This is a genomic window from Methylobacterium sp. J-088, from assembly GCF_022829295.1.
Taxonomy (GTDB): Bacteria; Pseudomonadota; Alphaproteobacteria; order Rhizobiales; family Beijerinckiaceae; genus Methylobacterium.
Map to the genome: position 1 here is coordinate 72,529 of NZ_JAKSYH010000263.1, position 26,700 is coordinate 99,228.

Consider the following 26,700-nt stretch of genomic DNA (forward strand, 5'->3'; position numbering starts at 1 on the left):
AGGGTTATCGGGGCGTGCAGCGATGCGCGCCCCGTTTTCGTTCGCAAGGGCGCTGTTGCGGCAGAAGCAGGGATTTTGCGGCGCGGCCGGTGTAGGTTGCCGCCCGTGTCATCCGCAGCGCTCATCACCGATCCGCCAGCCTTCCTGGGTGTTTCTGCCTCCGTGACCGGCCGTCGCTGGCAGGAGCGGTGCGCCAGCACGGCGGTCCAGAACCAGATCGCCAAGATGGTGCAGGCCCATGGGCTGCCGGAGTTGCTGGCCCGCGTCCTCGCTGGCCGTGGCGTGGGACCGGACGACGCGTCCCGCCATCTTGCCCCGCGCCTGCGCGACCTGATGCCGGACCCCGATACGCTGCTCGATATGGATGCCGCCGTCCGTCGCCTCGTCCGCGCCGTGCGCCGCGGCGAGACCGTGGCGGTGTTCGGCGATTACGACGTCGATGGCGCCGCGAGCGCCGCCCTGCTGGCCGGCTATCTGCGCGGCCTCGGCATCCGGTCGCCGATCCACATCCCCGATCGGATCACCGAAGGGTACGGTCCAAACATCGGCGCGATCACCGCGCTTGCGGCGGATGGGGCGACCCTTCTGGTTTGCGTCGATTGCGGGACGAGCGGTCACGCCCCCCTCGAAGAGGCGGAAAAGTCGGGCCTCGACGTCATCGTCCTCGATCATCACGCCGCCGCCGAGGTGCTGCCGCCGGCCCGCGCCGTCGTGAACCCGAACCGCCTCGACGATCTGTCGGGTCTCGGCCATCTCTGCGCGGCCGGCGTGGTGTTCCTGACTTTGGTTGCCCTCAACCGCGCCCTGCGCCGCGACGGGTTTTTCGGGCCGAGCCGGCCCGAGCCGGCCTTGACCGATTCCCTGGACCTTGTGGCTTTGGCGACCGTGGCCGACGTGGTGCCGCTCACCGGCTTGAACCGGGCGTTCGTGAACCAGGGTTTGACGGTGATGCGCCATCGTGGCCGGATCGGCCTCGCCGCGCTGCTCGACGCCGCCTCGCTGAGCGAGCCGCCGGAGGCGTGGCATCTCGGCTACGTGCTCGGGCCGCGCATCAATGCCGGCGGACGGATCGGGGATTCGGGGCTCGGCGCCCGGCTGCTCACCACGGCCAATCCGGAGGAGGCCGCGCGCATCGCGGCCGACCTCGATCATCTGAACCGGGAGCGTCAGGCCATCGAGGCGCAGGCCGTCATGGAGGCCGAAGCCGAAATGGACCACGCCGTGACGCGCGATCCCGGACGCGCCGTGCTGGTGGCCGCGAGCGCCGCTTGGCATCCGGGTGTCGTCGGCCTGATCGCGTCGCGGCTGAAGGACCGTTTCAACCGCCCGGCCTTCGCCTTCGCGCTTCGTCCGGACGGCAGCGCCACCGGCTCCGGCCGCTCGATCCCCGGGGCGGATCTCGGGCTCGCGGTACGGGCCTGCGTGGAAGCCGGGATCGCCACCAAGGGGGGTGGGCACGCGATGGCGGCCGGCGTCACCGTCCGGGCCGACGCCATCCAGCGCTTCGAGGCGCACCTCGCAACGCTCCTGGGCGCGAGCGTTACCCTAGCGCGCGCGGCCGATGCCCTGCTGATCGATGGGAGCCTCAGCGCTGGCGGGGCCACAGCCGAAACGGTACGGCTGCTCCAGAAGGCCGGGCCGTTCGGCCAGGGCGCCCCGGAGCCGATCTTCGCGCTGGGCCGCCACCGGCTGGTGGACGCGGGCGTCGTGGGATCAAACCACGTCCGCGCCCGACTGCGCAGCCGCGACGGTCAGGTGGTGGGGGCGATCTGCTTTCGGGCGGCCGAGCGCCCCCTCGGGCTCGCCCTGCTCAACGGCATCGGCCGCGAGATGCACGTGGCCGGCACCCTCTCGTGCGACCGCTGGCGCGGCGCCGAGCGGGCGCAGCTGCGGATCGTCGATCTCGCTTCGGCCGATTGATCCGGCGTTAGAGCCGTGCCCGAGCGCGTTGTACACGGTACACGACACGCGTCTGCCAACACGGGTGGCAAGCGCGACATGCACCCTCTCCCGTACGGGAGAGGGTTGGGGTGAGGGTTGAGAAGCGTCAGGATCGCGCGCACGTTCAAGGCGCTGACAGGGTGCGCCTCTTCCGTAAAGTTCTAATCCCTCACCCTTTTCTTCCCCCCCACGGGAGGGGGGACCCACTCCCTGTTCGGCCAGGAGTTTGGCACTGTCGTCTTCCGTGTGGCTCGCCAACGCAAATCTGCTAAGCTCGCGCTCAGCCGAAGGGAAGTTCGGTACCGCGCGAGCGCGTACGTCCACGACCGGCGGCACGGATGCTGTCAACGCCTCTCCCCGCGCCGGGCCCCTCTCCCGTGCGGGAGAGGGGGCAGGTTGCACCCCTCAGGCGCGTCGGCGTGCGACTGTCGTGGACCGTGGCATGCGTCGCAACAAGAGCCTGGAGCGGTGCGCGGTTGCAACGCGATCGGGCACGGCCCTAGGCTGGCCGGAAAACAATACGGCGCGCCTCCATGGGAAGCGCGCCGAGAGGCGGTTCGTGGTCTCAGGAACGAACTGCATCCTGTATACACGATTTTGTGTGCCCCGCTGTGGCGTCCGCACCACTGTTGCGGGCGGAGCGCAGCCTGGACCCCGCTTTTTCCCCCATCCACGGGATTATCCGGGCCCGCGGGCCTCCTGCGCGGCGCTGGACCCGATCCGGGCATGGACGGGTCGCGCGGGGCCGCGGCCCGTGCATCGTCCGACCTCAACGCAGGACCAGACCGCATGGCAAACCTTCTCGAACGGTTGGCGCGGGTCACCCGCCGCAATGCCCGCGACATGGCCCCCGCCACCAAGGCTTCCCCGGCCTTCGCGCTCTATGCCGACAATCGGGCTTCTTGGACGCCCCGCGATCCGGCGGCGCTCGCGCAAGCCGGCTATGCCCGCAACCCCGTGGTCCACCGGGCGGTCCGGCTGGTCGCCGAGAGCGCCGCGAGCCTGCCGCTGATCGCCACCGGACCCGGGGCCGAACGGGGCGGCGACCTGCTGGCGCTGCTCGCCCGGCCGAACCCGCGGGAGAGCGGCACGCATCTTCTGGAGACCGTCTACGCCGACCTGCTCCTGACCGGGACCGCTTATGTGGAGGCGGTCGCCCTCGACGGCCGGGTCGCGGCGCTCCAGGCCCTCCGGCCGGGCCGGATGCGGATGCTGCCGGGGCCCGATGGCTGGCCGGCGGCCTATGTCTACACGGCGGGCGGGCGCAGCCGCCGGTTCGACCTGCCGGCGCCCGGCAGCGCCGAGATCGCCCCGATCCTGGCCCTCAGCCTGTTCAACCCGGACGACGAGACCGGCGGCCTCGCGCCCATCACGGCGGCGGCGGCCGCCCTCGACATCCACAACGCGGCGAGCGCCTGGAACAAGGCGCTCCTCGACAACGCCGCTCGGCCCTCCGGGGCGCTGGTCTTCGCGGGTGCGACGCTGTCCGAGCCGCAATTCGACCGGCTGAAGGCGGAACTGGAGGCGAACTACCAGGGCGCCGCCAATGCCGGCCGGCCGCTGCTGCTGGAGGGCGGGCTCGACTGGAAGCCGCTCGCTTTGTCGCCCCGGGACATGGATTTCGTGGAGGCGAAGAACGCGGCGGCCCGGGAGATCGCCCTGGCGTTCGGGGTTCCGCCCCTGCTGCTCGGCCTGCCCGGGGACAACACCCACGCCAACTACGCCGAGGCCAACCGGGCGCTCTACCGCCAGACCCTGATCCCGCTGGCGAGCCGCACCGCGCAGGCCCTCGCGGTCTGGCTTGAGCCCGCCTTCGGGCCGGTGGACCTGGAGCCCGACCTCGACCGGATCGAGGCGCTCGCGGCCGAGCGGGAATCCCTGTGGCGCCGGGTCCAGGCCGCGGATTTTCTTTCGGTGTCCGAGAAGCGTGAGGCGGTGGGTTATCCGCCGGACATGCCGGGAGCGGGGGCGGGCTGACGATACGCCCGCCTCTCTCTCCACAGCAAAGGCTACGACGTTCACATATCTCAGGCCGACATCGCCGCTTGCGGCCAAGCGCGACAGGCCCCCGCTCCCGTGCGGGAGAGGGGACCCGCCCTCGACCCTGAACCGATATGGCCAGACCCGATGCGCGAATCCGCAAGCCCTCAAAGGGGGGCGGGAGGGCGCGTCGCAAAACGGACTGCCCCTCCCGGAACCTACACCCGAGGACCTTCCATGGACGGCCATTTCACCGGCTATGCCAGCGTCTTCGGCGTGCCCGATCTCGGCCGCGACGTGGTCGTGCCCGGCGCCTTCGCGGCGAGCCTCGCGCGCCAGGGGCCGGCCGGCGTGCGGCTGCTGTTCCAGCACGATCCCGCCGAGCCGATCGGCCGCTGGCTGTCCCTCCGCGAGGATGCCCACGGCCTGTTCGCGGAAGGGCAGCTCAACCTTGCCGTGCAGCGCGCCCGGGAGGTCGACGCGCTGCTGCGCGGCGGCGGCCTCGACGGCCTGTCGATCGGCTTTCGCACGCTGCTGGCCCGGCGGGGCGCGGGCGGCGAGCGCCGGCTGCACCGGGTCGATCTCTGGGAGATCTCCCTGGTGACCTTCCCGCTCCAGCCGCAGGCCCGGGCGAGTCCCGGTGCGGATGCCCTTGTGGATGCCCTGGCCACGGAGATCCGCGGCCTGGCCCGCCGGATCGCCCCGAAGCCCGCATCGGCATCCCCCCTGCGGCCCTGACTTCACCCCCCACCCAGAGGTTCCCGATGCACGCCGATACCCCGCTCGCGCCCGCCTTCGAGATCAAGGCCGCGCTCCCCGATCTGGAGAACAAGGCCGTCCGGCCCGAGGCGGCCCCGGTCCGCTCCGCCCTCGACGAGCTGTCGGCCGCCTTCGCGGCCTTCAAGGAGACCAACGAGACCCGCATCGGCCGGATCGAGGGCCGCCTCGGGCCCGACGGGCTCGCCGAGGAGAAGCTCGCCCGGATCGACGCGGCCCTCGATACCGCCCGCACCCGGCTCGACCGGATCCACCTGGAGCAGGCCCGGCCGCCGCTCGGCCAGCCGGGACCGCGGCAGGATGCCGGCGCGCAGGAGCACAAGGCGGCCTTCGACCTCTACGTCCGGGCCGGCGAGAGCGCGGGCCTCAAGCGCCTGGAATCCAAGGCCCTCTCGACCGGCTCGGGCCCGGATGGCGGCTACCTCGTGCCCAGCACGATCGAGCGCACCGTGCTGACGCGCATCGGCGAGATCTCGCCGATCCGCGCCATCGCCAGCGTGCAGCAGATCTCGGGGGCGCAGTACAAGCGCGCCGTCTCGGTCGGCGCCCCCGTGACCGGCTGGGCGGCCGAGACCGCCCCGCGCCCGCAGACCGACGCGCCGATGCTCTCCGAGATCGCGTTCCCCGCCATGGAACTCTACGCGATGCCGGCCGCCACCCAGACCCTGCTGGACGACGCCGTGGTCGATCTCGACGCGTGGCTCTCGGCCGAGATCGAGACCGCCTTCGCCGAGCAGGAGGGCGCCGCCTTCGTGACCGGCAACGGCGCGAGCCGCCCGCGGGGTTTCTTGAACTACGACACGGTCGCCAATTCGGCCTGGGTGCCGGGCAAGCTCGGTTTCGTGGCCACGGGCGCGGCCGGGGCCTTCCCGTCGGGCAACTCGGGGGACGTGCTGTTCGACCTGATCTACGGCCTCAGGGCGGGCTATCGCCAGAATGCCGGCTTCGTGATGAACCGGCGCACCCAGAGCGCGATCCGGAAGTTCAAGGATTCCGAAGGCAACTACCTCTGGCAGCCGCCCCTCGCCGCCGGCCGGCCCGCGACCCTGGTCGGTTTCCCGGTGACGGAGGCCGAGGCGATGCCCGATCTCGCCAAGGACAGCCTGTCGGTCGCCTTCGGCGATTTCCGCCGGGGCTATCTGGTGGTGGACCGCACCGGGATGCGCGTGCTGCGCGACCCGTATTCCGCCAAGCCCTACGTGCTGTTCTACACCACCAAGCGCGTCGGCGGCGGGGTACAGGATTTCGATGCGATCAAGCTGCTGAAGTTCGGTTGAGCGGCTCGAATAAGTACAGGAATCCCTCCCCCGCAGAGGCTACCGCTTCACACATCGTGCGCGCCGAGTCGGCCGCAGGATGGAGCGCAGGTCCCCTCTCCCGCTCGGGAGAGGGAGCCCGTCGCGTTCTCCCATCGACCCCACTGCCAGACGGAGATGGGTGAACATCGTCGCTCGCAGAGGGGGGAAGGTGGATTGCATATGGGTCGCGTCGCACGACGGACGCGACCCGCAGCCCGACGACCGCCTCAGCGTCCCGAATTGCCGTCGCGCAGGGTGCCGGTCGGCTCCTGCACGTGGGCCTCGAGGAACCAGAGGTGCTTGTCGACCGCCCGGGAAATCTCCGTGAAGAGATCGGCCGTGTCGGGATCGCCGGCCTCGTCGGTCTCGTCGATGTTCTCGCGGACCGCGTTGGCGTAGGTGGCGTAGCTGTCGATCAGCGCGGCGATGTGATCGGCGATCGCGTAGATCCCGGTCGGGTAGGCCGGAAGCTTGGTCCGCTCGGCGACCACCTGGGTCGAGCCGAAGGCCGTGGCGCCGAGCTGGACCGCACGCTCGGCGACGCTGTCGTTGAACTCGTCGATCTCGGTGCGGAACCCGTCGAGCATCTCGTGCACGCCGATGAACTGCGGGCCCTTCAGGTTCCAGTGCGCCTGCTTGATCGCCAGCGCGAGGTCGATACCGTCCGCCAGCCGGGCGTTGAGGGCTTCGACCGAGACCTTCTTGGCGTTCGAGTCGGTGTTGTTGCGGGTCTTGTGCGACCGGGGGGTGTTGCTGGTGCCGGTGTCGGCCATAATCGCGCTCCGTGTGGTTGAAAGGTTCGGAAGCGAAAGTGTCGATGCGGCCACAGGTTCCCCGGGCGTGACCGGTCCAGGGAACGCCGGGTGTCTGCCAGCACTTGGCGCGCCTGGCCGTCACGGCGCGATCGAGAGTTGCGCTAAGTCCCTGTTCCGGACCGCTAATCGGCAGCTAGTTGCGGCGGGTGCGCGCCGTCCAGACGGGCCGGTTGCCGCGCGGCAGCGCATCGCTCACCTGCATCTGTGACAGTTCGGCCGCGCGCGCCGAGATCCACCCGGCATGCTCGGCCACCGGGGTCACCGCGGTGAAGCCGCCGCAGGCGGTCCGGCGGGTTCCCTGCTGCAGGGCCCCGCTCGACCAGCTCACCACGCCGACGATCCGGTAGCCGCCCGGTCCGCCGGTAAGGATCGGGCCGCCGGAATCGCCCAGGCACGCGCCGGCTCCCGCCGTCTCGGCCATGCGTCGGCGGTCCGTCACCACGGTCACCCGGTTGGCGACCTGCAGCGAGCCGATCGAGACGAGATGCGCCAGCCGCAAGGTGCGGGCCGAGCCGCGCCGGTTCTCGGCGACCACGCCGAAGCCCGCGATGTCGACCGGCTCGCCGGTGGTGATCGAGCTGGCGCCGCGCGGATCGAGCGGGGCGTAATCGGGGCCGAGGGGGCGTTCGAGCTTGAGCAGCGCCAGATCGACGCCGGGCTGCTCCTCCGGCGTCGTGCCGGGCACGAAATCGGGATGCATCGTCGTGGCGATCACCGACGTGCGGCGCTGGCGGAAGCCCCGGTCGACGCCGATCACCGTGTAGCCCGCCGGACGCATCACGCAATGGGCGGCGCTGAGGACGAGATCCGGGGCGATCAGCGTGCCGGAGCAGATCTCGCCCTCCGTGCTCTCGATGCGGACGACGAAGCTGCGCGCCCCGTTCGGATCGCGGGTGGTCACGCCGTTGATCACCGCGGAGGCGGGTGCGGGGAGCAGTCCGGCCAACGCCCCGAACAGCGCCGCACCCAGCAGGCCGCCCCCGAAACGCCCGCGTGCAGGATGCCCGCGGAAGCCGGTCTTGCGGATCGGGCGAGGGAACATCGGGCACTCCGGGGCGCGGTCGGCGCGGGTGGCACGCCCCAGACAGGCGGGCGACGAGGCGGAGCCTAGTGCAAGGGAATGTCCTGGCCAAGCTGATGTTCCCTGCGGATCCGATCCATCCAGGCCTGCCTCGCCGAGGTTTTTCAGCGGTTTCGCGCGGGGCGGCGTGCCGACGGGCTCGCGTCACATGATGTGTCTGCGACTGGCGCGAGCCCCGCCCCGGGTCTCGGTTGGCGCATGGAGAGAAGGCGATCCGCCGATTTCCCGGACAGAAGGAGCGGTTTTTGGCAAATGCCATCCGCTTGCGAAACGATACGGTAGCCCTACCGTGCTATGAACGAGGACACGCGCAACCCGCCTCGGTAAGGGCTGGTGCCATGTTTGACCGAAGGGCACGGCACGCCGCATGCACGTCGAGTATCTGCCACACGGGTCTCCCGGGAAGAATATCAGGACGTCTCAGCCATGAGCGATCTGATTGCAGCAGTGGTCCTGGGGATCCGAAACAATGATCGGCTTGCTGGTGGTTGCCTTGGCTGGCGCGGTAATGGGGTGGTACTTCCGGGTTGGCTTCGTCATTATTGCCTGTTTAGTATTCCTTGTCGCTGATATTATCCGCATTCTTCTGAATTCGAGTTTCCAGTTTGCAGATATTTTGATCCTGCTTGCCTACATGTCCGCTCTGCAGGGTGGCTTCATGCTTGGTGCTTATCTCAAGCACAGGCGCCGTGATTAGAGTGCTCTTTGCCGAAGGGGGTGTGGGTTCGACCTGCGAGCGCGCATCGGAGCACAGCCTTGGGCCGTTCCCGATCGTCACGTGCTGGACCGCGACGAACTCACGCCGGCAGGCACGTCGCGCTTTGCCGCCCATGCCGGTATCCACCGGAGATCTGAGAACATCGTAGCCCGCGCGGGGGCTGCAACATTCATAGATTTGGGTTGAGCATTGACGTTCGTGACGGAGCGCGACTGGCTCCTTCTCCCGTGCGGGGAGGGATCAGCGGTGGGGGTGGTTCAGGTTCGAGCGTGACGGTGCCTTCTGCACCACCCCCACCTCCAACTCTTCCCCACAAGGGGAGGAGCGCGCGTCGCGGCCGGCGATGGGTGTGCATCGTAGCACGCAGGCGAGAGGGGACCTGCGCTCGGCCCTGAACCGGTATGTCCGAAACCGATGTGTGAATCCGCAAGCGCGCGGAGGAGGGCTCCGACGCCGCATTCGGCCACGTCGGCGTCACGGCCGCGCGGGGCTCGCTGCGCAGCCGGGCGCGGCCCGGAGACGGCTCAGAGCCACCAGATCACAGTGCCGCGCAGATAGGAGGCCGCGGCCCAGAGGATAATCGCCGTCATCGAGAGCGTCAGGCCCCAGCCCAGGCGTTGTCGGTGGTTCAACATGCGTCGCGGATACCCCGGGGCTGGCTCGTCCTCGCGTGCGCAACCGCCCTTGTCGTGCCCGGGAGCGAATCCCGCTTGGGATGGCCGCCCGGTCGACAAAAGACCTCGGCATCGCGCCGACCCGTTATTCCCGAGACCTGTCGCGAGACGGAGTCAGGTGTTAACGCGTTCGGTTCAGTAACCGATCCGTATTCGGTCCTGCGGGTCCGTGGGCGATGCAGACTGCGCAGGGGGCGGGCCGTCCCCAGCGGCGTACTACTCGGTCCAGCGGGCGCGCAGGCCCCATCCGCTGAGCACCTGATCAATCCAGCCGCGTTGCGGCCCGACCAGGACGCCCTGGGTGAGGCCGCCGCAGGTGCCTCCGATCCAGGCGGCGAGCGCTCGCACGGCGCCGTCCGGCCCGATGATCGGACCGCCGGAATCGCCCTGGCAGGCCCCGCCGGCGCTGCCCTTCAGCCAGACCAGGATGCGGCTCGGCCCGTAGGGCTCGATCACCGGTAGATTCAGGCTGCGGTAGGTGCCGGTGGAGCGCGGATCCCCGGGCCTGGCGGCGCCGTAGCCGCCGAGGGTCAGGTCTTCACCCGCCCGTGGCGGCGCGGTGCTCAAGGTCACCGGTGCGAAGCGCGCCGGCAGCGGCGTCGCGGTGCGCAGGAGTGCGAGGTCGATGGACCGCCGCCGGGCCTTCGCGGCGCCCGCGTCGTAGCCCGGATGCACCGCCCGCGCCGCCACCTCGACCAGCACCGGCGCCCCGGACTCGTCGCGGAAATGCACCCGGTGCTGCACGGCGTCGGCGAGGCAATGGCCGGCGGTAAGCACCGTGTCGGGAGCGAGCACCACGCCCGTGCAGACGCCGCCCTTCGCGGACAGGACCATCACGGCCCCGCCGGGCGCCGTCTCGGACCCGCCCACGATGGCGCGCACCGGGCCGCCCGCCAGCGACAGGGCGACCGCGAGGACGGCGATGGCCGCCGGGCGGCACTTCGAGACCAGCATCGGACCACCGCTCAAGAGGGACGCACCATGATCCCGTTACGCATCGATGCCGCCGCCGTCGAGCCGGTGAGCGTCGCGGAGCTGCGCGCCTACCTGCGCTTCGACTCCGACGACGCAGGCGACGAGGACGCGCTGCTCCAGGCCCTGATCGTGGCGGTGCGCGCCAGCCTGGAGATCGAGACGCGCCGGATCCTGGTGCCGGGCCGCTACCGGATCGCGCTCGCCGCCTGGCCGCCGGACGGGCAGGTGCCGCTGCCGCTGAGCCCGCTGGTGTCCGTCCTCCGCGCCGGACTCGCGGGGCCGGAGGAAGTGACCGACCTCGCCGAAGGGCTGGTGCGCCCCGGGCCCGACCCGATCGAGGCGCCGTGCCTGCTGATCGATCCGGCGGTGCCGGACCCCGCCGGGCGCACGGTCCTGATCGAGGTCGCGGCCGGGTTCGGCGGCGACGGGCCGCCCCTGCCGGCGCCCCTGCGGCTCGCGATCCTGCGTCTGGCCGCCGCCCGCTACGAGCACCGGGGCGACGAGGCGGACGGCATCCGCACCGACGCCGCCGACCTCGCCGCGCCCTTCCGCCGGATGCGCCTGTGATGGCCGGCACCGGAGACCGCCCGATGGCGAGCATGCCCCGTCACCCGCCGCTCGGCACCCGGCGGCGGCGCTTCGTGCTGGAACGCCCGCTGGAGTCGCCGGACGGGTTCGGCGGCGTGCTGCGCCGCTACGTGGCCGGCCCGGTCCTGTGGGGCGCCCTGGCGCCCGCCGGAGTGGTCGACCGGCCCGAGGGCGGCCGGACCGACACGCTGTCCGCCTACCGCATCACCCTGCGGGGCCGGGCCGACCTCGATCCGACCATGCGGCTCGCCGCCGGCCCCCGCCGCTTCGCGATCCGCGCCGTGACCGAGCCCGACGGGCGGGGCCGCGACTGCATCTGCCACGTCGAGGAACTGCCGCGGGAGAACCTGTCGTGACCGATCTGAGCCCGCTCCTGGCCTTGCGCGCCGGCCTGATCGCGCGCTTCACCCCGGATGCGGCCCTCGCGGCGCTGCTGGGCGGCCGTGTCCGGCTCTACGACGAGCCGCCCCGGGGCGTGCTCCCGGTCTACGCCCTGTTCGGCGATTCCGAGATCCAGGACGATTCCGTCGACGGGGCCGAGCGCCACCGCCACACCCATGAGATCGCGGTGATCGCCCGGCCGGGCTCGGTACGCACCGCGCTCGACGCCGCCGAGCGCATGGCGGCGCTGCTCGCCGACACGGCGATGCCGCTCGCCGGCTGCCGGCTCGTGACCCTGCGGGTGCGCGCCATCAAGGTCCACCGCGACACCCGGACCGGCGAGGCGCGGGCGAGCCTCACCGTCGAGGCCCTCACCGAGACCGAGTGAGAGAGGTCCCGTGCAAGCGTCGCGCTCCTTTCCCGGACAGGTGGAGCGAGCGCGGAACCTGATCCGGGAGCCAGCACGGAAATCGTCGCGCAGCGCCGCATTGCGGGCGCTTCGCGCCGTCTCGCGCCGGATCCCGGGTCGCATTCCGCTTTCGCTGCATGCGCCCGGGACAGGGCGCTCGTGGGACCGGCGGGGCGGCCCGCACATCGACCTTATCGAGACAGGAGGAATCCGATGGGCGCGCAGAAGGGCAGGGACCTGCTGATCCGGGCCGGCGACGGCGCGGGGGGCTTCGTGGCGGTGGCGGGCCTGCGCAGCCGCCAGATCACCCTGAACGCCGAGACCGTGGACGTCACCAACGCCGATTCCGCCGGGCGCTGGCGCGAATTGCTCGCCGGGGCCGGGGTGCGCCGGGCCGCGATCGCCGGGTCGGGCGTGTTCCGCGACCAAGCCTCGGACGCGCGGCTGCGCCTGATCTTCTTCGAAGGGGTCATCGAGACCTTCCAGATCGTGGTGCCGGCCTTCGGGATCCTGGAGGGCCCGTTCCAGATCGCGAGCCTGGAATACCGCGGCGACCACGCCGGCGAGGTGACCTTCGACATGAGCCTCGATTCGGCGGGCGCGCTCGCCTTCGCGGCGGCCTGAGCCCGAGGGGAGTCCCATGGCGAACCGGATCCGCGGCGCGGTGCCGCTCGACCTCGGCGGACGGCGCTACACCCTCTGCCTCACCCTCGGGGCGCTGGCCGAGCTGGAGGATCTGCTCGGGGCCGGCGATCTCACGGGCCTCGCCGCGCGCTTCACGGCCGGCCGGCTCTCGGCCCGCGACCTGATCGCCCTGCTGGGCGTCGCCCTGCGGGGCGGCGGCCATGACCTCGACGACGCGGCGGTGGCGGGGCTGCCGCTGGCCGGCGGGCTCGATGACGTCACGACGGCCCTCGGGGCGGTGCTCGCCGCCGCGTTCGGGGAGGCGCCGGGGCCGGCAAACCCGCCTCAGGAGGCCGCCCGATCACCTCGAGACACGGTACACGACAGTGGCGCGCCGGCGCGCCTGGTGGACGCGACGGACTCCCTCTCCCGTGCGGGAGACGGCCCGGGTGAGGGACGAGAACCCGCAGACTTGATCGCTCCGTCGACGCGCGTCGCGTGCGCGCCTCCATCGGAATCCGCGTATCCCTCACCCTGTCCCTCTCCCGCACGGGAGAGGGGACCCGCGCCTTATTCGGGAGAGACGCCCCTCCCTTCGGCGGAGAGCGCTCCAGGATCGGAGCCGGATGCCCCGGTCCCGACCCGCCTGCCGAATGCCTTCCCGTGGGACGACGCCATGTCCCTCGGCCTCGGCGTGCTGGGCTGGCGCCCCGGCGACTTCTGGTCGGCGACCCCACGGGAGTTCGCCGCAGCCCTCGGCCGGCGCGCCCGGTCGGAGGCGCTGAGCCGGGCGGCCTTCGAGGATCTCCTCGCCGCCTATCCCGACCGGACCTGAGACGGGGCTGAAAGATGGCCGACACCCAAGCCGACATGCAGGATTCCGCACGGGCCGAGCGGCTCCAAACCCTCGACCGACTGGCCCAGAATTTCGGCCGCAGCCTCGACACGGCGCTGACCCGGGGCGCCGCCTCCGGCCGGAGCCTCGACGGCGTGCTCGGGAGGATCGGCACGCGGCTCGCCGGCGCGGCGACCCGGGCGGCGGGGGGCGCGATCCAGTCCGGGGTCACCGGCCTCATCAATTCCGTGCTGGGTGCGGGCTCCGAGCCCGGCTTCGCCCGGGGCGGCGTGTTCCGCGGAGGGCGGGTGCAGCCCTTCGCGGCCGGCGGGGTGGTGGCGGCGCCGACCTATTTCCCTATGGCGGGCGGGACCGGCCTCATGGGCGAGGCCGGGCCGGAGGCGATCCTGCCGCTGGCTCGCGGCGCGGACGGGCGCCTGGGCGTCGCGGGGGGCGGGGCCTCGGCGCGGCCGGTCTCCGTGACGGTCAACATCGCCACGCCCGACCCGGCGGCGTTCCGCCGGTCCGAGGCGCAGGTGACCGCAAGCCTCGCCCGAGCGGTGGCGCGCGGCCAGCGGGCGACGTGAGAAGCCGAAGAACCGTCCAGCGCCAACCCTCCAGCGCCAACCCTCGGGACCGCCATGGCCGACGATTTCCACGAGGTGCTGTTTCCCCTCGACGTGTCGCTGCGCGCGAGCGGCGGCCCGCAGCGGCTGACCGAGATCGTCACCCTGGCGTCCGGACGGGAGCACCGGAACGGCCGCTGGGCCGATTCCCGACGCCGCTACGATGCCGGCTTCGGGCTGCGCGGGCTCGACGCGCTCCACGCGGTCCTGGCCTTCTTCGAGGAGCGGCGGGGCCGCCTCTACGGCTTCCGCTTCCGCGACCGGGTCGATGGCCGCTCCGGACCGCCGGGCCGGGCGATCGGGCCCCTCGACCAGCCGCTCGGCACCGGCGACGGCACCACCGCGCGCTTCTCGCTGGTGAAGAGCTACGGGACCGGCTTCGCGCCCTATCGCCGCCGGATCGCCAAGCCGGTGGCCGGAAGCGTCCGGGTCGCGGTCTCCGGCCAGGAGGTCGGGCCCGAGGACTTCGCGTGCGACCCGGCGACCGGCCACGTCACCTTCACGCCCGGCCATGTCCCGGCGTCCGGCGCCGCCGTCACCGCGGGCTTCACCTTCGATGTGCCGGTCCGCTTCGACACCGACGAACTCACCATCGACCTCGCGGCCTTCACGGCCGGGGAGATCCCACGGGTGCCGCTCGTCGAGATCGTGCCCTGAAGGAGGATCCATGCGCGACATTCCGAAGGCCTTCGCGACCCATCTCGCGGGGGGCGTGACCACCCTGTGCCGCTGCTGGTCCTTGCGGCGGCGGGACGGCCTCGCCCTCGGTTTCACCGACCACGACCGCGACCTGACCGTCGCGGGCCTCGTCCACCTTGCCCGAACCGGACTCGACGCCGCCGAGGCCAGCGCGGTATCCGGTTTCGCGGTCTCGGGGGGTGACGTGGCCGGGGCGCTCAGCAGCCTCGGCCTGACCGAGGCCGACATCGCCGGCGGCCTCTACGACGGCGCCTCCGTCGAGACCTGGCTGGTCGACTGGGCCGACACCGGGACCCGCCTGCTCCTCGACCTCGCCACGATCGGCGAGGTGCGCCGGGAGGGCGATGCCTTCGTGGCGGAGCTGCGCGGCCTCGCGCACCGGTTGGATGCGGAGCGTGGCCGGACCTATCGCGCCACCTGCGGGGCCGATCTCGGGGACGGGCGCTGCCAGGTCGACCTCGCGGCGTGGCGGATCGCCGGCCGCGTCATCGGCATGCCGGAGCCCGCCACGCTCGCGGCGACCCTGGCGGGGGATTTTGCGGATGGCCTGTTCACCGGCGGCCGTCTCGCCTGGACCGGGGGCGCCAATGCCGGGCTCGCCGCGGATGTGCGCTTGCAGCTCGGCGGCCTGATCGAGCTCTGGACCGTGCCGCCCCGGCCGGTCGCCGCCGACGATACCTTCACGCTGACCGCAGGCTGCGACAAGCGCCTCGCCACCTGCCGGGACCGCTTCGCCAACGCGGTCAACTTCCAGGGCTTTCCGCACATGCCCGGCAACGACACGGTGATGCGTGCGGTGCCGGGCTCGGACCCCATCCTCGACGGCGGGAGCCTGTACCGATGAGCGCGATGCGACGGGAGATCGGCGCGGCCGCTTTGGGCGAGGCGCGGCTGTGGCTCGGCACGCCCTACCGGCATCAGGCCTCGTTGCGCGGAATCGGCTGCGACTGTCTCGGGCTGCTGCGCGGGGTCTGGCGCGGGCTCTACGGCGCCGAGCCCGAGGCGGTGCCGCCCTATTCGGGCACCTGGGCGGAATCGGCGGCCCCCGGCACCGACCCGCTGACCGAGGCGGCCCTGCGCCACCTCGTGCCGGTGCCGGGGCCGCTGGCGGAGGCTGCGCCGCGGGCTGGCGACGTGTTGCTCTTCGCCTTCCGCCGCCACCTGCCGGCCCGCCACTGCGCCATCGCCACCGGTGACGGCGCCATGATCCACGCCCATGACGGCGCGGTCGTCACCGAGGTGGCGCTCACCGGATGGTGGCGGCGGCACATGACCGGGCTGTTCCGGTTTCCGGAGGGCGGGTCAGACCCAGTTCAGGACGATCCGGCCGCCACGGTCAGCTCGACGCCCAAGACATCCATGACCTTGCGGACGGTCTCGTAGCGAAGCGTCTCGCCGGGCGTCAGGGCCTCGTAGAGGCTGTCCCGGCCCAGACCCGCCCGACGTTTCACCAGGGAGCCCTGCCATGGCCACGCTGATCCTGTCCTCGGCCGGGGCGGCGGTGGGCACGGCCCTCGGCGGCCCGATCGGCGCCGTCGTCGGGCGCACCCTGGGCGCCGTCGCGGGCGCCGGGCTCGACGGCGCGTTGTCCGGCTCCGGGCCGCGTACCCGCTTCGTCGCCGGGCCGCGGCTCGCCGATGTTTCCGGGCTCACCTCCACGGAGGGCGATCCGATCCCGCGGGTCTATGGACGCGCCCGGATCGGCGGGAGCCTGATCTGGGCGACGCGCCCGCTCGAAGTCGCCAACACCACGGTGCAGCGCGCCGCCACGCCCGCCAAGGGCATGAGCGGGCAGAAGACCGTCACCACGCGCTACACCTACTTCGCCAACCTCGCGGTCGGGCTGTGCGAGGGGGAGATCGCCTGCATCCGCCGGATCTGGGCGGACGGCCGGGAGATCGATCAGGACGGCCTCACCATCCGGGTCTACACCGGCCGGCCGGACCAGGAGCCCGACCCGCTGATCGTCGCCAAGGAGGGGGCGGAGACCACGCCCGCCTATCGCGGCCTCGCCTACGTGGTGTTCGAGGGTCTGCCGCTCGCCGATTTCGGCAACCGCATCCCGCAATTCGCCTTCGAGGTGATCCGCCCCATCAACGGGCTCTATGGCCGGATCCGCGCCGTCGAGATGATCCCCGGCGCCAGCGAGTTCGGCCTCGACCCGGACCCCGTCACCGTGGATCTCGGCCTCGGCCGGACCGAGGCCGCCAACCGGCACCAGCTCCAGCGCGCCACCGACGTCCTTGCCTCCCTGGACGCGCTCCAGGCCCTGTGCCCCAACCTGCGGCGGGTCGCCGTGGTGGCGACGTGGTTCGGCACCGATATGCGCGCCGGATCCTGCCGGGTGGTGCCGAAGGTCGAGGCCCGGCATAAGCAGGCCCTGCCGGCCGATTGGCGCGTCGCCGGGATCACCCGCGCGGATGCCGAGGTGGTCTCGATCCTGCCGGACGGCAATCCGGCCTATGGCGGGACCCCGAGCGACGACGGCCTGACCCGGCTGGTCGCCGAGCTGGTCCGCCGCGGGTTGGAGGTGCTGCTCTATCCCTTCGTGATGATGGACGTGCCACCCGGCAACGGGCTGCCCGATCCGCGCCAGCCTGGCGCGACGCAGCCGCCCTTTCCCTGGCGGGGGCGCATCACCTGCGATCCGGCGCCCGGCCTCCCGGGGAGTCCGGACGGGACGTCCGGGGCCGACGCGCAGGTCGCGGCCTTCTTCGCCAACGGCTACGACGCGGAGATCCTGCACTACGCCGACCTTGCGGCCCGGTGGGCCCAAGCCGGCGTGCCGATCGCGGGCTTCGTGATCGGCAGCGAGTATGTCGGACTGACCCGGGTGCGGGGTGCGTCCGGCTACCCGGCCGTGCAGGCCTTCCGGGCGATCGCGGCGGCCGTGCGCGAGCGCCTCGGCCCCGGCGTCGCCCTGGTCTACGGCGCGGACTGGACCGAGTACGGCGCCCATGTCCTCGACGGGGGTGCCACGATCCGCTTCCCCCTCGACGACCTGTTCGCCGACCCGAACATCGCGGCGGTCGGGATCGACTGGTACGCTCCGGTCTCCGACTGGCGCGACATGCCGGACCACGCCGACCTCGCCGCTGCGGGCGACATCTACGACCGCGCCTACCTCAAGGAGCGCGGCGCCTCCGGTGAAGCCTTCGACTGGTACTACCCTGACGGGGCCGCCCGCGCCGCCCAGGACCGCGTCCCGATCACCGACGGCGCCATCGGCAAGCCCTGGATCTACCGGGTCAAGGACCTCGTGGCGTGGTGGTCGAACCCGCATGTCGAGCGCGACGGCGGTGTCGAGACCCGGACGACGGCGTGGGTGCCGATGGGAAAGCCGATCTGGCTCACCGAACTCGGCGTGCCGGCGGTCGACAAGGGCACGAACGGGCCCAACGTCTTCCCCGATCCGAAATCGGTCGAGAACGCCTACCCGCCGGAATCCCGGGCGCTCCGGGACGAGCTGATCCAGCTCCGCGGCCTTGAGGCGGCGATCGCCCGGTTCGATCCGGGTGTGCCGGGCTTCCGGGAGGCCGACAACCCGGTCTCGCCGGTCTATGGCGGGCGGATGGTCGATCCGGCCGGAATCTTCATCTGGGCCTGGGATGCGCGGCCCTATCCGGCCTTCCCGACCGTACGCGGGGTCTGGGCCGATATCGGCAACTGGCGGGTCGGCCACTGGATCACCGGGCGGATCGAGGGCTGCGACCTCGACCTGCTGGTCCTGAGGATCCTGGCCGATTTCGGCTTCGACGCCCCGGTCTCCGTGGAGGCCGCGGCCTATCTCGACGGCTACGTGCTCGACCGGCCGCTCTCGGCGCGGGGCGCCCTGGAGACCCTGGCCCAGGTCTACGGGCTCGACGTCTCGGCGGTGGCGGGCCGGTTGCACCTGCGTGGGCCGCGCCGGGACCGGCCGGTGGTGCTGGATGAGGCCGACCTCGTCCGGCTCTCCGCGGAGAAGCCCGTGCTCCGTCAGGTGCGGGCTGAGGAGAGTGCCCTGCCGCGCTCGGTCGCGCTCGGCCTCACCGAATCCGAGAGCCCGGATTACCGCCGCGCCACGGCGGCGGCGGTGCGGCCCGTGGGCGAGCGGCGGCACGAGACCCGGATCGAGGCCGCGATCGTCACCCGGCGCGAGACCGGCGACGGCCTCGCCGAGGCCATGCTCGACCGGATCATCGCGGCCCGCGACAGCGCGGTCTTCACGCTGAGCCCGCGCCGGGTCGAACTGGAGCCCGGCGACCTCCTTGCGGTCCCGGCGGACGTGCCCGGCGGTACGGTGCTGCGCAAGATCGACCGGATCGACGACGCCCCCACGGGCCGCCGGGTCGAGGCGAGCGGCGTCCCGCCCCGGGCCGGGCCGGGGCGGGGCCTGCCGCGCAGCATGGCGCTGACCGGGGTGGCGGCCCCGGCCTTCCCGGGGCCGCCGCTGGCTCTGATCCTCGACCTGCCGGTGGACCGCGGCAGCCCCACGATTCTGCAATACCTCGCGGTGGCGGCCGAGCCCTGGCCCGGGGCGGCCGCGATCTGGCGGGCCGAGGGGGCGGGGCCGCTCGCGCTCCAGGGGCGCGTCGATTATCCCGCCTGCCTGGGCCGGACCCTGTCGGCGCTGCCCGCCGGACCGCTCTGGCGGATCGACCGGCACCGGCACCTCGACGTCACCCTGCGGCGGGGCGGGGCGCTCGCATCGATCGGCGAGCACGCGATGCTGGCCGGCGGCAACCTGTTCGCGCTGATCGGCCCGGACGGCGCCGTGGAACTGCTCGGCGCGGCGCAGGCCGTGCTGACCGGGGCCGACACCTACCGGCTCTCGGGGCTCCTGCGCGGGATCGCGGGCAGCGAGGACGCCGCCGGCCGGACCGCGCCCGCCGGCAGCCTGATCGTGCGCCTCGACGACGGCGCGGTGGTGCCGCTGGTCGACCGGCTCGACGCGGTCGGCCGCGCGTTCCGCTATCGGATCGGGCCCGCGGGGCGCGATCCGGGCGACCCGGCCTTCACGGAGCTGACCGCGACCGCCGGGCTCGGCGCCCTGCATCCGCTGCGGCCGGTCCATCCGCAGGCGCGCCGCACGCCGCAGGGCGTGCTGCTCTCGTGGATCCGGCGGGGGCGCCGCGACGGCGATGCCTGGGAGCCCGCCGAGATCCCCCTGGACGATCCGGAGGCCTACGCGGTGACGCTGTTCGCGGACAGCGGCGCGGCCCTGCGCACGCTCCGGACCGACGCCCAGCAACTCCTCTACGCCGATGAGACGGCCGATTTCGGCGGCCCGCAGCGGAACCTCGACATGGCCGTCGTGCAGATCGGTGCCGTCGCCGGTTCCGGCCCCGCTTGCCGGGCCCGCATCCCCATCCGTTCGGCCTGACCTCCGGGAGCCCCCATGTCCGACGTGACGCCCCATCTCGGCCTGCCGCTGATCGCGGCGAGCCAAGCGCAGAAGCATGTCACCCACAACGAGGCGCTCGGCCTCCTCGACGCCGTGATCCAGCTGGCCTGCCTCGACAAGGATCTCTCGGCACCGCCGCCGGGCCCCGCCGAGGGCGACCGCTACCTCGTGGTGACGTCGAACCCCGGGGGCGCCTGGGCCGGACTTGCGGGCCAGGTGGTGCGCTACGCCGACGGCGTCTGGGCCGGCGCAATCCCGCGGGCCGGCTGGCTCGCCTTCGTAGTGGACGAGGCCGACCTCTACGTCTTCGACGGCACCGCCTGGACGAGCGTCCGCCGCACGCTCACGGCAGTCCAGAGCGTGAGCCGCCTCGGGATCAACACGGAGGCGGACAGCGCCAACCGCCTCGCCGTGAAGGCGGACGCGGCGCTCCTGAGCTGGGACGACGTCACCCCGGGCTCCGGCGACATGCGGGTCACTGTCAACAAGAAGGCGGCGGCGCGTGATGCCGGCTTCGTCTTCCAGACCGGCTACTCGGCGCGGGCGCTGTTCGGCACCCTCGGGGGCGACGACCTCGTCCTCAAGACCTCCCCGGACGGCGCGGCCTTCACCACGGCGCTCACCGCCTCGGCGGCCACGGGCGTCGTCGCCTTCCCGGCGAGCCCGACGGCGCCGACGCCCGCCACCGGCGATGCCTCCACCCAGCTTGCCACCACGGCCTTCGTCGCCGCCCGGGGCCTCGCCTTCCGCAACCGCCTCATCAACGGCAGTTTCGCGGTCAACCAGCGCAACGCGTCGGGCTCGCAGCTCGCCTACGCGGCGGATGCCTACATCGTGGACCGGTGGAAGGCGGGGGCGAACGGCGTCACCCTGTCGTTCGCCGCTTCCGGCAACGGCGACGTGACCGTGACGATCACCGCCGGATCGCTCGTGCAGGTGATCGAGGGCGGCCTCTCCCTGCCGGACGGCGGTCCCTACGCCCTGTCCTGGCGCGGTACGGCGGCCGGGCGCGTCTATCCCTCCGGCGCCTCCAGCCTGCCCGCCTATGCCGGCGCCGGCACGTCCACCACCCTGACGGCTGGATCCAACGCCGTGGTCGAGTTCACGGCGGGCACCGTGAGCCTCGCCCAGCTCGAACCGGGCAGGACGGCCACCGCGTTCGAGCGCCGGGACGACGAGATGCGCCGCTGTCAGCGCTACTATCAGACCGGAACCCTCATCCTCTTCCGGGCGAACGCCTCCGGGGCATTCGGCGGCGGCGTCGTGCCCCTGCGCATCGCCGGGATGCGGACCGTTCCGACCGTGGTCGCCGCCAACGACGGCAGCGGCAGCTACACCGGGTCGATCGTGTTCGGTGCGACCAGCCCGGAGGATCTGCGGTTCTGGTTCGGGGCGGCCGGAACCGCCGGCGACTACTGCCCGGTCGCCTGGACCGCCAGCGCAGAGCTGTGAGCCGGTCGGCCGGCGCGGCGATACCGGCCGGCGACAACGCGCCCTTCTGAGGCCCCGCGGCTCCCACCCAGCCGGCGCACGGCCATCCCCGACGACCTTGCGCGGCCGCTCTTTCCATCGTGAGGACACCATGACTGCACCGCTCGTGCGGGCGACCTTCTTCGCCCAAATCCGCGCCGCCGGCCCGTGCGGGCCGCACCTCGCGCAGGCCGAGGTCGACGGGCTCTGCGCGCTCTTCGACGCCTGGGAGCGGCTGGGCTGGCCGGCGGACCCGCGCCACCTCGCCTACACGCTGGCGACCGCGTGGCACGAGTGCCGGCTCGACCTGTCGATCCGCGAGGTGGGGCTCGGCCGCGGCCGCGCCTACGGCGCGCCGGTCGACGGCCGGGTCTATTACGGCCGCGGCGCGAGCCAGCTCACGTGGCTTGCCAACTACCGGACCTTCGGCCGGCTGCTCGGGCTCGACCTCGTGGGCGATCCGGACCTGGCGCTCGTGCCGGCGACGAGCGCGGCGATCCTGGTTCTGGGCGCCCGCGACGGCCTGTTCCGGCCCGGCCACACGCTCGCCCGCTACTTCGGGGAGCAGACCGACGATCCGGTGGGCGCGCGCGCCATCGTCAACGGCGACGGGGCGAAGAATGGCGCGCGGATCGCCGGCTATCACCGGAGCTTCCTCGCCGCCCTGGAAGCCGCGCTTCCGGCCGCCGCGCCGAGCCCGCATCCGACCGCCTGGTGGCTGCGCCTGCGCGAGGCTGTCCGCCACAACATGCAGAAAGGCGCCTGACCATGGGGTTCCTCGCTCTCCTTCCGACCTTGCTCGGGGCCGTCGGCCCGATCCTGGCCAGGGTGCTGCCCGACGAGGGCCAGCGGCTGCAGGTGCAGCTCGACCTGCAGAAGGCGCTGATCGACCAGCAGGGCGACCTCAGTCGCGCCATGGCCGAGGTGATGAAGGCCGATGCCGGCTCCGAGAGCCCGCTCGCCCGCAACGCCCGGCCGATCACCGTGCTGTGGGCCCTGGCGATGATCACCTGGGTCGGCGTGGTCGCGCCGATGCTCGGGCTGCAGGTCGAGGTGGTGACCGCGCTCAAGGCGTGCCGGCGGAGCTGTGGTCGCTGCTGACCGTGGGGATCGGCGCCTACATGCTGGCCCGCTCGGTCGACAAGATCGTGCCGCAGATGGTCGGGCCGAAGGGGTGAATCTCGAAAGCCGCGGGAGCGCACCGATGACGGACGAGACTGTGCCGCGGGTGCGGGCTCCGCGGTCGGGGGGCGGCGCGCGGAGGAGCGGGGCCATGGTGGACACGCTGCCCGAATGGATCGGGCGCCTGATCGAGCGCGTCGAGGCGACCGGTCGTCAGATGGACGTGCTCGGGGGCAAGCTCGACCGGATGGACGGGAAGCTGGAGGGCGTGGCCTACCGGCGGGACATCGAGGCCTTCGTGGCGCGCGACGAGATCGAGCGCCGGATCGACAAGGCGGTGGACGGGGCGAAGCTTGAGGCCGCTCGGGGGCTGGCCGAGGTGAACGGTCAGGTGCGGACGCTGTACCGGATCGGCTGGGGACTGGCCTCGGCGGCGCTGCTGGCGTTCGGGGGGGTCGTCCTGGCGAAGGTCGGACTGACGGGGCACTGAACGGATTTGGTGCGGGCGCGTATCGCGCGGGAGGCTCCGGGCCTCCGGTGCCGCCCATCAGGGGTCCGGCTACGGCTTAAGGCGGTCGCCGGGGCGCCTAGTCTCCGTGAACGCAACCATCTCAGCCCCGCCGACCGACGCCGCGCGGGGGTTTTTGTTCGCGCTCCGGCACCGGCCCCCCCCCGTGCCGTCGTGAGTTGGATTAAGTCGGATGCGCCAACGTCTAACCCCCCACTGTGCCAAGCTTTGGAATCGCTCGGCATAGGAAGCTGAATTTCGGGAGGCGTTCTGTGCGTTCAGTTGTTTTTGGCGTCGTCATCGCTGCCTTGCTTCCGATCGCGGCGCAGGCTCAGGAGGCCGGTGATGCGGCCGCGGGCGAGAAGGCGTTCGCCCCCTGCAAGGCGTGCCACAATTTCCAGAAGAACGGTGTAGGTCCCGATCTGAAGGGCGTCGTCGGCCGCAAGGCGGGCACCTACGAAGGTTACAACTACTCGGCGGCTCTGAAGAACTCAGGCATCGCCTGGGATGAGACCAACCTGCACGAGTGGTTGAAGAACCCGAAGACCAAGGTGCCGGGCAACAAGATGATCTTCCAGGGTTACACGGACGACAAGAAGATCAATGACGTGATCGCCTACCTCAAGACGCAGTCCTGACGGTGAAGCCGCCGAGCCGTATCACGTCACGGCTCGGCGCGTTACGCTATCGGCCCCGCAGGAAGAAAAACCAGATCAAAAGGAGGACCGGAATCGGAACTCCCAAAAGCCATAGCAGGCTACCAGTCAGCATGTTCGACTCCATGAACTGAACGAGCAACCCCCCGGCTTCGTCCTCTGTTCCGGGACGCTAGACCCCCGCGGCTTGGCCCGCTCCGTCGCGTCGAAACGTGAGGCGACGGAACGCGTGGGCTATTCGGACTGGTGCCCTGACGCGGATCGCCCCCGTCACCGCTGCGGCATACGCCTGATCGAGCCGATATTTTCCGGCGAGAGATCCGCTTCGAGACTGGCGTGCGGGTGCGGTGCTGCGGCTTTGGCATCGGGGCGCGCGGCAACCGACGCTGTCTTGTTGGCGATCGATCCGGTGGTGGCGGGCCCATTACGGCTCGGCCAATCCCCCACCGAGAGGGCCCTGGTGGGCTTCTGGTCGCCGCAGCCGTCGCAGACGGAAACCAACCAGGATTGCCAGAGGCCGGCGGTCTTCTCCTGGACAGAGTTCGCACGCTCGCGATGCGCAGACGCCAGGGCGACGGTATCGAGATCCGATTGCTGCTGCGGCGCTGCTGCGGGCAGGCCCGCATCGCGCTGGCCGCCGCGCTCGTCGACCGGACGATCGCGTCCTTCCGGCGTGACGGACGGACGGATCCTCAGGGACAGCGGATCTGGCGGCGCGGGCTCGGTGGCGCACCCGACGCAGATCTTGGTGGCGATCGCGTCGTCTGAAACCTGTCTCGGCGTCGGGCGCTCGATCGGCGTGACCGATGTCGGGCTGGCATCACGGCTCGGTGGCTTGGTCTGTCCAACTGCGGTCGTGTTGGCTACTTTTTCTGCCGACAATGCGCCGCCGCCAGTACTCGTTTGATCCGTCTGCGCCAATGCCGCGCCGATCGGCAGGGTACTGACCAAGGAAGCGACGATCACGGTTCGGATTGCTGTCATGGCATCCTCCATGACAATACAATCGCTCACATCGCGCTGGGTTCAATGCCCTGGCTCAGTTCAATAGCCAACAGAGGCATTGTGAAGCTGTCCGGAACGAGGAATGCTGCCTCGGGACCTGTTGGCACAGAGCTTTGAGGAGGGGACGCGTGCGGGTGTGAGGCGATCGATCGCGAATCGCTGTCCGTCAGCGTGCCGTTCGCGATGCTGTCGGCAACACGGCGCGATGCGCGCCGGATCCGTCATGACGCAGGCAGCCAAGCACCGCCGGGTGCGTCAACCCAGTGTTCTCAGGGTTCTTCGGGGAGGAAAAAGCGGGCCCCGGGGCCGAAGCCCCGGGTTCTGTTGCTAGGCGTGCCCACGCCCCGGAAGATTACGCCGCGAGGCGCATCTCCATGCCGACGTTGTCGTTGGCATTTAGAGTTTTGGTCAGGTGCCTGGAACGGGGGTTGCCCGCGCCAAACCGGTCGAGTCCTTACCGAAAGTCGCATCTTACCCTGCCGAAGCAGGACAGAACTCGCGATCCCTTTACCGCCCAGTCGAACCTGTTTCACCCCCACGAGAAGCACCCTGGCAGCGCACCGTCCGCAACGTCGGACGCTCGCTCTGATCCCCGTACGGTATTCGGGGGCAGGATGCTTCTGGTGGAGGCGCCGGGTACCGCCCCCGGGTCCTGAAGCGTTATTATGAACCGGTCATCAACCTCACGACGATCTTACTCCGGAAGCGGATCCGCGGTCCAGCAGCAAATTGTGCCCTGCGTCGGACACGGGGCCGCGGACCTCCCCCCGGAAGCAGGGGGACTTCGCGGAGCACGCTGCGGGGGAACCGGGCGCAGACTCAGCCGTAGTGCCGGCACGATGCCGTCCGCCCGCCGATATCCCATCCTGCACCTACCCGACGACGCGCCCGCCGCGGGACGTCAACAGCCCCGTATTCAGGGCACATTCAGTGCCCCCGGCCCACATCTCCTACCAATGCGCTACGCCATCGCCCTCGTTGCTATCGGCCTGACTGCCGCGGCCCTTGCCGCGGGCGGCCTCGGCTCCATGGCCGATGACGGGCCGGCCCCGCAGACGGGCGCGGTTTCCGGCCAGGCGCCGCTTCGGATCGAGACCTGCCTGTCGCCGGCCGACATGCGCGAGGAGGTCGGCGAGCGCCGGGTGATCCCCCCCGTGGCGGCGATCCGCGCGGCCCGGTCGGTGATTCCGCGGGCCGAGATCCAGCGTGCGAGCCTCTGCCGACACGAGGACACCCTCGTCTACATGCTGACCGCCTTGCGCCGGGACGGTCATTTCGTGCACGTCATCGTGGACGCGCGCACCGGCAGTGTGGCTGGGCAATATTGAGCGGGCGCCGCGATCGTTTCGGAGGGGAGTGAACCGTGCGTCTGCTCGTCGTGGAGGATGACAAGGACATCAACCGGCAGGTGGTCGCCGCCCTGGAGGAGGCCGGCTACGTCGCCGACAAGGCCTATGACGGCGAGGAGGGCGGCTATCTCGGCGAGAGCGAGCCCTACGACGCCATCATCCTCGACATGGGCCTGCCGAAGGCGGACGGCGTCACGGTGCTGCAGAAGTGGCGCCGGGCCGGTGTGAAGACGCCGGTGATCATCCTCACCGCCCGGGACCGCTGGTCCGACAAGGTCGATGGCTTCGATGCCGGCGCGGACGATTACGTCACCAAGCCCTTCCACATGGAAGAGCTGATGGCCCGGGTCCGCGCGCTCCTGCGCCGCGCCGCCGGCCACGCCTCCAGCCAGATCGCCTGCGGGCCGGTCACCCTCGATACGCGCTCCGGCAAGGTCTTCGTCGACGGCGCGCAGGTGAAGCTGACGAGCCACGAATACCGGCTGCTCTCCTACCTGATGCACCATACCGGCCGGGTCGTGTCCCGGGCCGAGCTCACCGAGCACCTCTACGACCAGGATTTCGACCGGGATTCCAACACCATCGAGGTGTTCGTCGGGCGCCTGCGCAAGAAGCTCGCCGTGGACCTGATCCAGACGGTGCGCGGCCTCGGCTACCTCGTGGATCCCAACCAGCCGCCGGCGCGGGTTTGAGCGGGGCGGCACCCCATCCGGGCGCCGATGCTGTGTCGCCGGGACCTGCCGGGAGATCTGGCTGCTCGGCACCGTGCGGCACGGCAACGGCGCT

At 71.6% G+C, this 26,700-nt stretch carries 26 protein-coding genes, 1 other RNA gene and 2 pseudogenes; 23 read left to right on the plus strand and 6 right to left on the minus strand.

Translation table 11 applies throughout. The features are described from left to right. Positions 1 to 225: 225 nt before the first annotated feature. The 4 genes from recJ (at position 226) to MKK63_RS29015 (ending at position 5,975) form a co-directional block, all read left to right on the plus strand. Positions 226 to 1,920, plus strand: coding sequence for a single-stranded-DNA-specific exonuclease RecJ (gene recJ / locus MKK63_RS29000; RefSeq protein ID WP_279574935.1), 1,695 nt, complete (start codon positions 226 to 228; stop codon positions 1,918 to 1,920). A gap of 810 nt (positions 1,921 to 2,730) precedes the next feature. Next, positions 2,731 to 3,918, plus strand: coding sequence for a phage portal protein (locus MKK63_RS29005; RefSeq protein WP_244007651.1), 1,188 nt, complete (start codon positions 2,731 to 2,733; stop codon positions 3,916 to 3,918). 240 nt (positions 3,919 to 4,158) lie between these two features. Continuing rightward, positions 4,159 to 4,659: an HK97 family phage prohead protease gene (locus MKK63_RS29010; RefSeq protein WP_244007653.1), complete on the plus strand. Its 501-nt coding sequence runs from the start codon at positions 4,159 to 4,161 to the stop codon at positions 4,657 to 4,659. A gap of 26 nt (positions 4,660 to 4,685) precedes the next feature. Next, the gene (locus MKK63_RS29015; RefSeq protein ID WP_244007656.1) at positions 4,686 to 5,975 is read left to right on the plus strand and encodes a phage major capsid protein; all 1,290 of its coding nucleotides are present in this window, start codon (positions 4,686 to 4,688) and stop codon (positions 5,973 to 5,975) included. Positions 5,976 to 6,223: 248 nt separating this feature from the next. Here MKK63_RS29015 and dps read toward each other — a convergent pair whose 3' ends face one another. After that, on the minus strand, positions 6,224 to 6,769 hold the full coding sequence (gene dps / locus MKK63_RS29020) for a DNA starvation/stationary phase protection protein Dps (RefSeq protein ID WP_244007658.1): 546 nt from the start codon (positions 6,767 to 6,769) through the stop codon (positions 6,224 to 6,226). A 175-nt stretch (positions 6,770 to 6,944) separates the two neighbouring features. After that, positions 6,945 to 7,853, minus strand: coding sequence for a S1 family peptidase (locus MKK63_RS29025; protein WP_244007660.1), 909 nt, complete (start codon positions 7,851 to 7,853; stop codon positions 6,945 to 6,947). A 508-nt stretch (positions 7,854 to 8,361) separates the two neighbouring features. On the opposite strand from MKK63_RS29025, the gene MKK63_RS29030 reads away from it, so the two are divergent. Next, on the plus strand, positions 8,362 to 8,589 hold the full coding sequence (locus MKK63_RS29030; RefSeq protein WP_244007662.1) for a hypothetical protein: 228 nt from the start codon (positions 8,362 to 8,364) through the stop codon (positions 8,587 to 8,589). A 911-nt stretch (positions 8,590 to 9,500) separates the two neighbouring features. On the opposite strand, the gene MKK63_RS29035 is transcribed toward MKK63_RS29030, so the two are convergent. Next, positions 9,501 to 10,238: a S1 family peptidase gene (locus MKK63_RS29035; protein WP_244007840.1), complete on the minus strand. Its 738-nt coding sequence runs from the start codon at positions 10,236 to 10,238 to the stop codon at positions 9,501 to 9,503. A gap of 27 nt (positions 10,239 to 10,265) precedes the next feature. On the opposite strand from MKK63_RS29035, the gene MKK63_RS29040 reads away from it, so the two are divergent. The 10 genes and pseudogenes from MKK63_RS29040 to MKK63_RS29085 all read left to right on the plus strand — a co-directional run bounded on the left by MKK63_RS29040 (position 10,266) and on the right by MKK63_RS29085 (position 15,804). Then, a complete protein-coding gene (locus MKK63_RS29040) occupies positions 10,266 to 10,826 on the plus strand; it encodes a hypothetical protein (RefSeq protein ID WP_244007664.1) in 561 nt (186 codons plus the stop codon). 23 nt (positions 10,827 to 10,849) lie between these two features. After that, positions 10,850 to 11,203: a head-tail adaptor protein gene (locus MKK63_RS29045; RefSeq protein ID WP_244007666.1), complete on the plus strand. Its 354-nt coding sequence runs from the start codon at positions 10,850 to 10,852 to the stop codon at positions 11,201 to 11,203. Continuing rightward, positions 11,200 to 11,616, plus strand: a complete 417-nt coding sequence (locus MKK63_RS29050; protein WP_244007668.1) for a DUF3168 domain-containing protein — start codon at positions 11,200 to 11,202, stop codon at positions 11,614 to 11,616. Before MKK63_RS29045 ends, MKK63_RS29050 begins: the two co-directional genes overlap by 4 nt. A 234-nt stretch (positions 11,617 to 11,850) precedes the next feature. Continuing rightward, positions 11,851 to 12,261: a phage major tail protein, TP901-1 family gene (locus tag MKK63_RS29055; protein ID WP_244007670.1), complete on the plus strand. Its 411-nt coding sequence runs from the start codon at positions 11,851 to 11,853 to the stop codon at positions 12,259 to 12,261. A 16-nt stretch (positions 12,262 to 12,277) separates the two neighbouring features. Then, a pseudogene (locus MKK63_RS29060) lies at positions 12,278 to 12,604 on the plus strand (gene transfer agent family protein); the annotation flags it as partial. A 63-nt stretch (positions 12,605 to 12,667) separates the two neighbouring features. Beyond that, positions 12,668 to 13,096: a phage tail assembly chaperone gene (locus MKK63_RS31835; protein WP_267428000.1), complete on the plus strand. Its 429-nt coding sequence runs from the start codon at positions 12,668 to 12,670 to the stop codon at positions 13,094 to 13,096. A 14-nt stretch (positions 13,097 to 13,110) separates the two neighbouring features. After that, the gene (locus MKK63_RS29070) at positions 13,111 to 13,683 is read left to right on the plus strand and encodes a phage tail tape measure protein (RefSeq protein ID WP_244007672.1); all 573 of its coding nucleotides are present in this window, start codon (positions 13,111 to 13,113) and stop codon (positions 13,681 to 13,683) included. A 54-nt stretch (positions 13,684 to 13,737) separates the two neighbouring features. After that, complete coding sequence (locus tag MKK63_RS29075) at positions 13,738 to 14,379, plus strand: DUF2460 domain-containing protein (protein ID WP_244007674.1); 642 nt, start codon at positions 13,738 to 13,740, stop codon at positions 14,377 to 14,379. A gap of 10 nt (positions 14,380 to 14,389) precedes the next feature. Beyond that, positions 14,390 to 15,265 (plus strand): DUF2163 domain-containing protein, encoded by an 876-nt coding sequence (locus MKK63_RS29080; protein WP_244007675.1) that lies wholly within the window; start codon positions 14,390 to 14,392, stop codon positions 15,263 to 15,265. Beyond that, positions 15,262 to 15,804, plus strand: coding sequence for an NlpC/P60 family protein (locus tag MKK63_RS29085; RefSeq protein WP_244007677.1), 543 nt, complete (start codon positions 15,262 to 15,264; stop codon positions 15,802 to 15,804). Before MKK63_RS29080 ends, MKK63_RS29085 begins: the two co-directional genes overlap by 4 nt. Before the next feature lie 2 nt (positions 15,805 to 15,806). Here MKK63_RS29085 and MKK63_RS32310 read toward each other — a convergent pair. Continuing rightward, a pseudogene (locus MKK63_RS32310) lies at positions 15,807 to 15,872 on the minus strand (hypothetical protein); the annotation flags it as partial. A 14-nt stretch (positions 15,873 to 15,886) separates the two neighbouring features. Between MKK63_RS32310 and MKK63_RS29090 the strand changes: the two are divergent. The 6 genes from MKK63_RS29090 to MKK63_RS29115 all read left to right on the plus strand — a co-directional run bounded on the left by MKK63_RS29090 (position 15,887) and on the right by MKK63_RS29115 (position 23,542). After that, positions 15,887 to 19,783 carry a glycoside hydrolase/phage tail family protein gene (locus tag MKK63_RS29090; protein WP_244007679.1) on the plus strand — a complete coding sequence of 1,299 codons (3,897 nt, stop codon included), beginning with the start codon at positions 15,887 to 15,889 and terminating at the stop codon, positions 19,781 to 19,783. A 15-nt stretch (positions 19,784 to 19,798) separates the two neighbouring features. Continuing rightward, positions 19,799 to 21,256: a DUF2793 domain-containing protein gene (locus MKK63_RS29095; RefSeq protein ID WP_244007681.1), complete on the plus strand. Its 1,458-nt coding sequence runs from the start codon at positions 19,799 to 19,801 to the stop codon at positions 21,254 to 21,256. 130 nt (positions 21,257 to 21,386) lie between these two features. After that, complete coding sequence (locus tag MKK63_RS29100; RefSeq protein ID WP_244007683.1) at positions 21,387 to 22,040, plus strand: glycoside hydrolase family 19 protein; 654 nt, start codon at positions 21,387 to 21,389, stop codon at positions 22,038 to 22,040. A gap of 2 nt (positions 22,041 to 22,042) precedes the next feature. Beyond that, on the plus strand, positions 22,043 to 22,375 hold the full coding sequence (locus MKK63_RS29105; RefSeq protein WP_244007685.1) for a 3TM-type holin: 333 nt from the start codon (positions 22,043 to 22,045) through the stop codon (positions 22,373 to 22,375). A 103-nt stretch (positions 22,376 to 22,478) separates the two neighbouring features. After that, the gene (locus MKK63_RS29110) at positions 22,479 to 22,886 is read left to right on the plus strand and encodes a hypothetical protein (protein ID WP_244007687.1); all 408 of its coding nucleotides are present in this window, start codon (positions 22,479 to 22,481) and stop codon (positions 22,884 to 22,886) included. A 290-nt stretch (positions 22,887 to 23,176) separates the two neighbouring features. After that, positions 23,177 to 23,542: a c-type cytochrome gene (locus MKK63_RS29115; RefSeq protein WP_244007689.1), complete on the plus strand. Its 366-nt coding sequence runs from the start codon at positions 23,177 to 23,179 to the stop codon at positions 23,540 to 23,542. Positions 23,543 to 23,830: 288 nt separating this feature from the next. Here the strand turns inward: MKK63_RS29115 and MKK63_RS29120 are convergent, their stop codons facing one another. Next, complete coding sequence (locus MKK63_RS29120) at positions 23,831 to 24,556, minus strand: hypothetical protein (protein WP_244007691.1); 726 nt, start codon at positions 24,554 to 24,556, stop codon at positions 23,831 to 23,833. 328 nt (positions 24,557 to 24,884) lie between these two features. Next, positions 24,885 to 25,255: a transfer-messenger RNA gene (ssrA, locus tag MKK63_RS29125) on the minus strand. A 266-nt stretch (positions 25,256 to 25,521) separates the two neighbouring features. Between ssrA and MKK63_RS29130 the strand changes: the two genes are divergently transcribed. Both MKK63_RS29130 and MKK63_RS29135 read left to right on the plus strand, forming a co-directional pair. Then, the gene (locus tag MKK63_RS29130; RefSeq protein ID WP_243924159.1) at positions 25,522 to 25,893 is read left to right on the plus strand and encodes a PepSY domain-containing protein; all 372 of its coding nucleotides are present in this window, start codon (positions 25,522 to 25,524) and stop codon (positions 25,891 to 25,893) included. Positions 25,894 to 25,928: 35 nt separating this feature from the next. Next, positions 25,929 to 26,606: a response regulator transcription factor gene (locus tag MKK63_RS29135; protein WP_091717324.1), complete on the plus strand. Its 678-nt coding sequence runs from the start codon at positions 25,929 to 25,931 to the stop codon at positions 26,604 to 26,606. Positions 26,607 to 26,700: the final 94 nt, after the last annotated feature.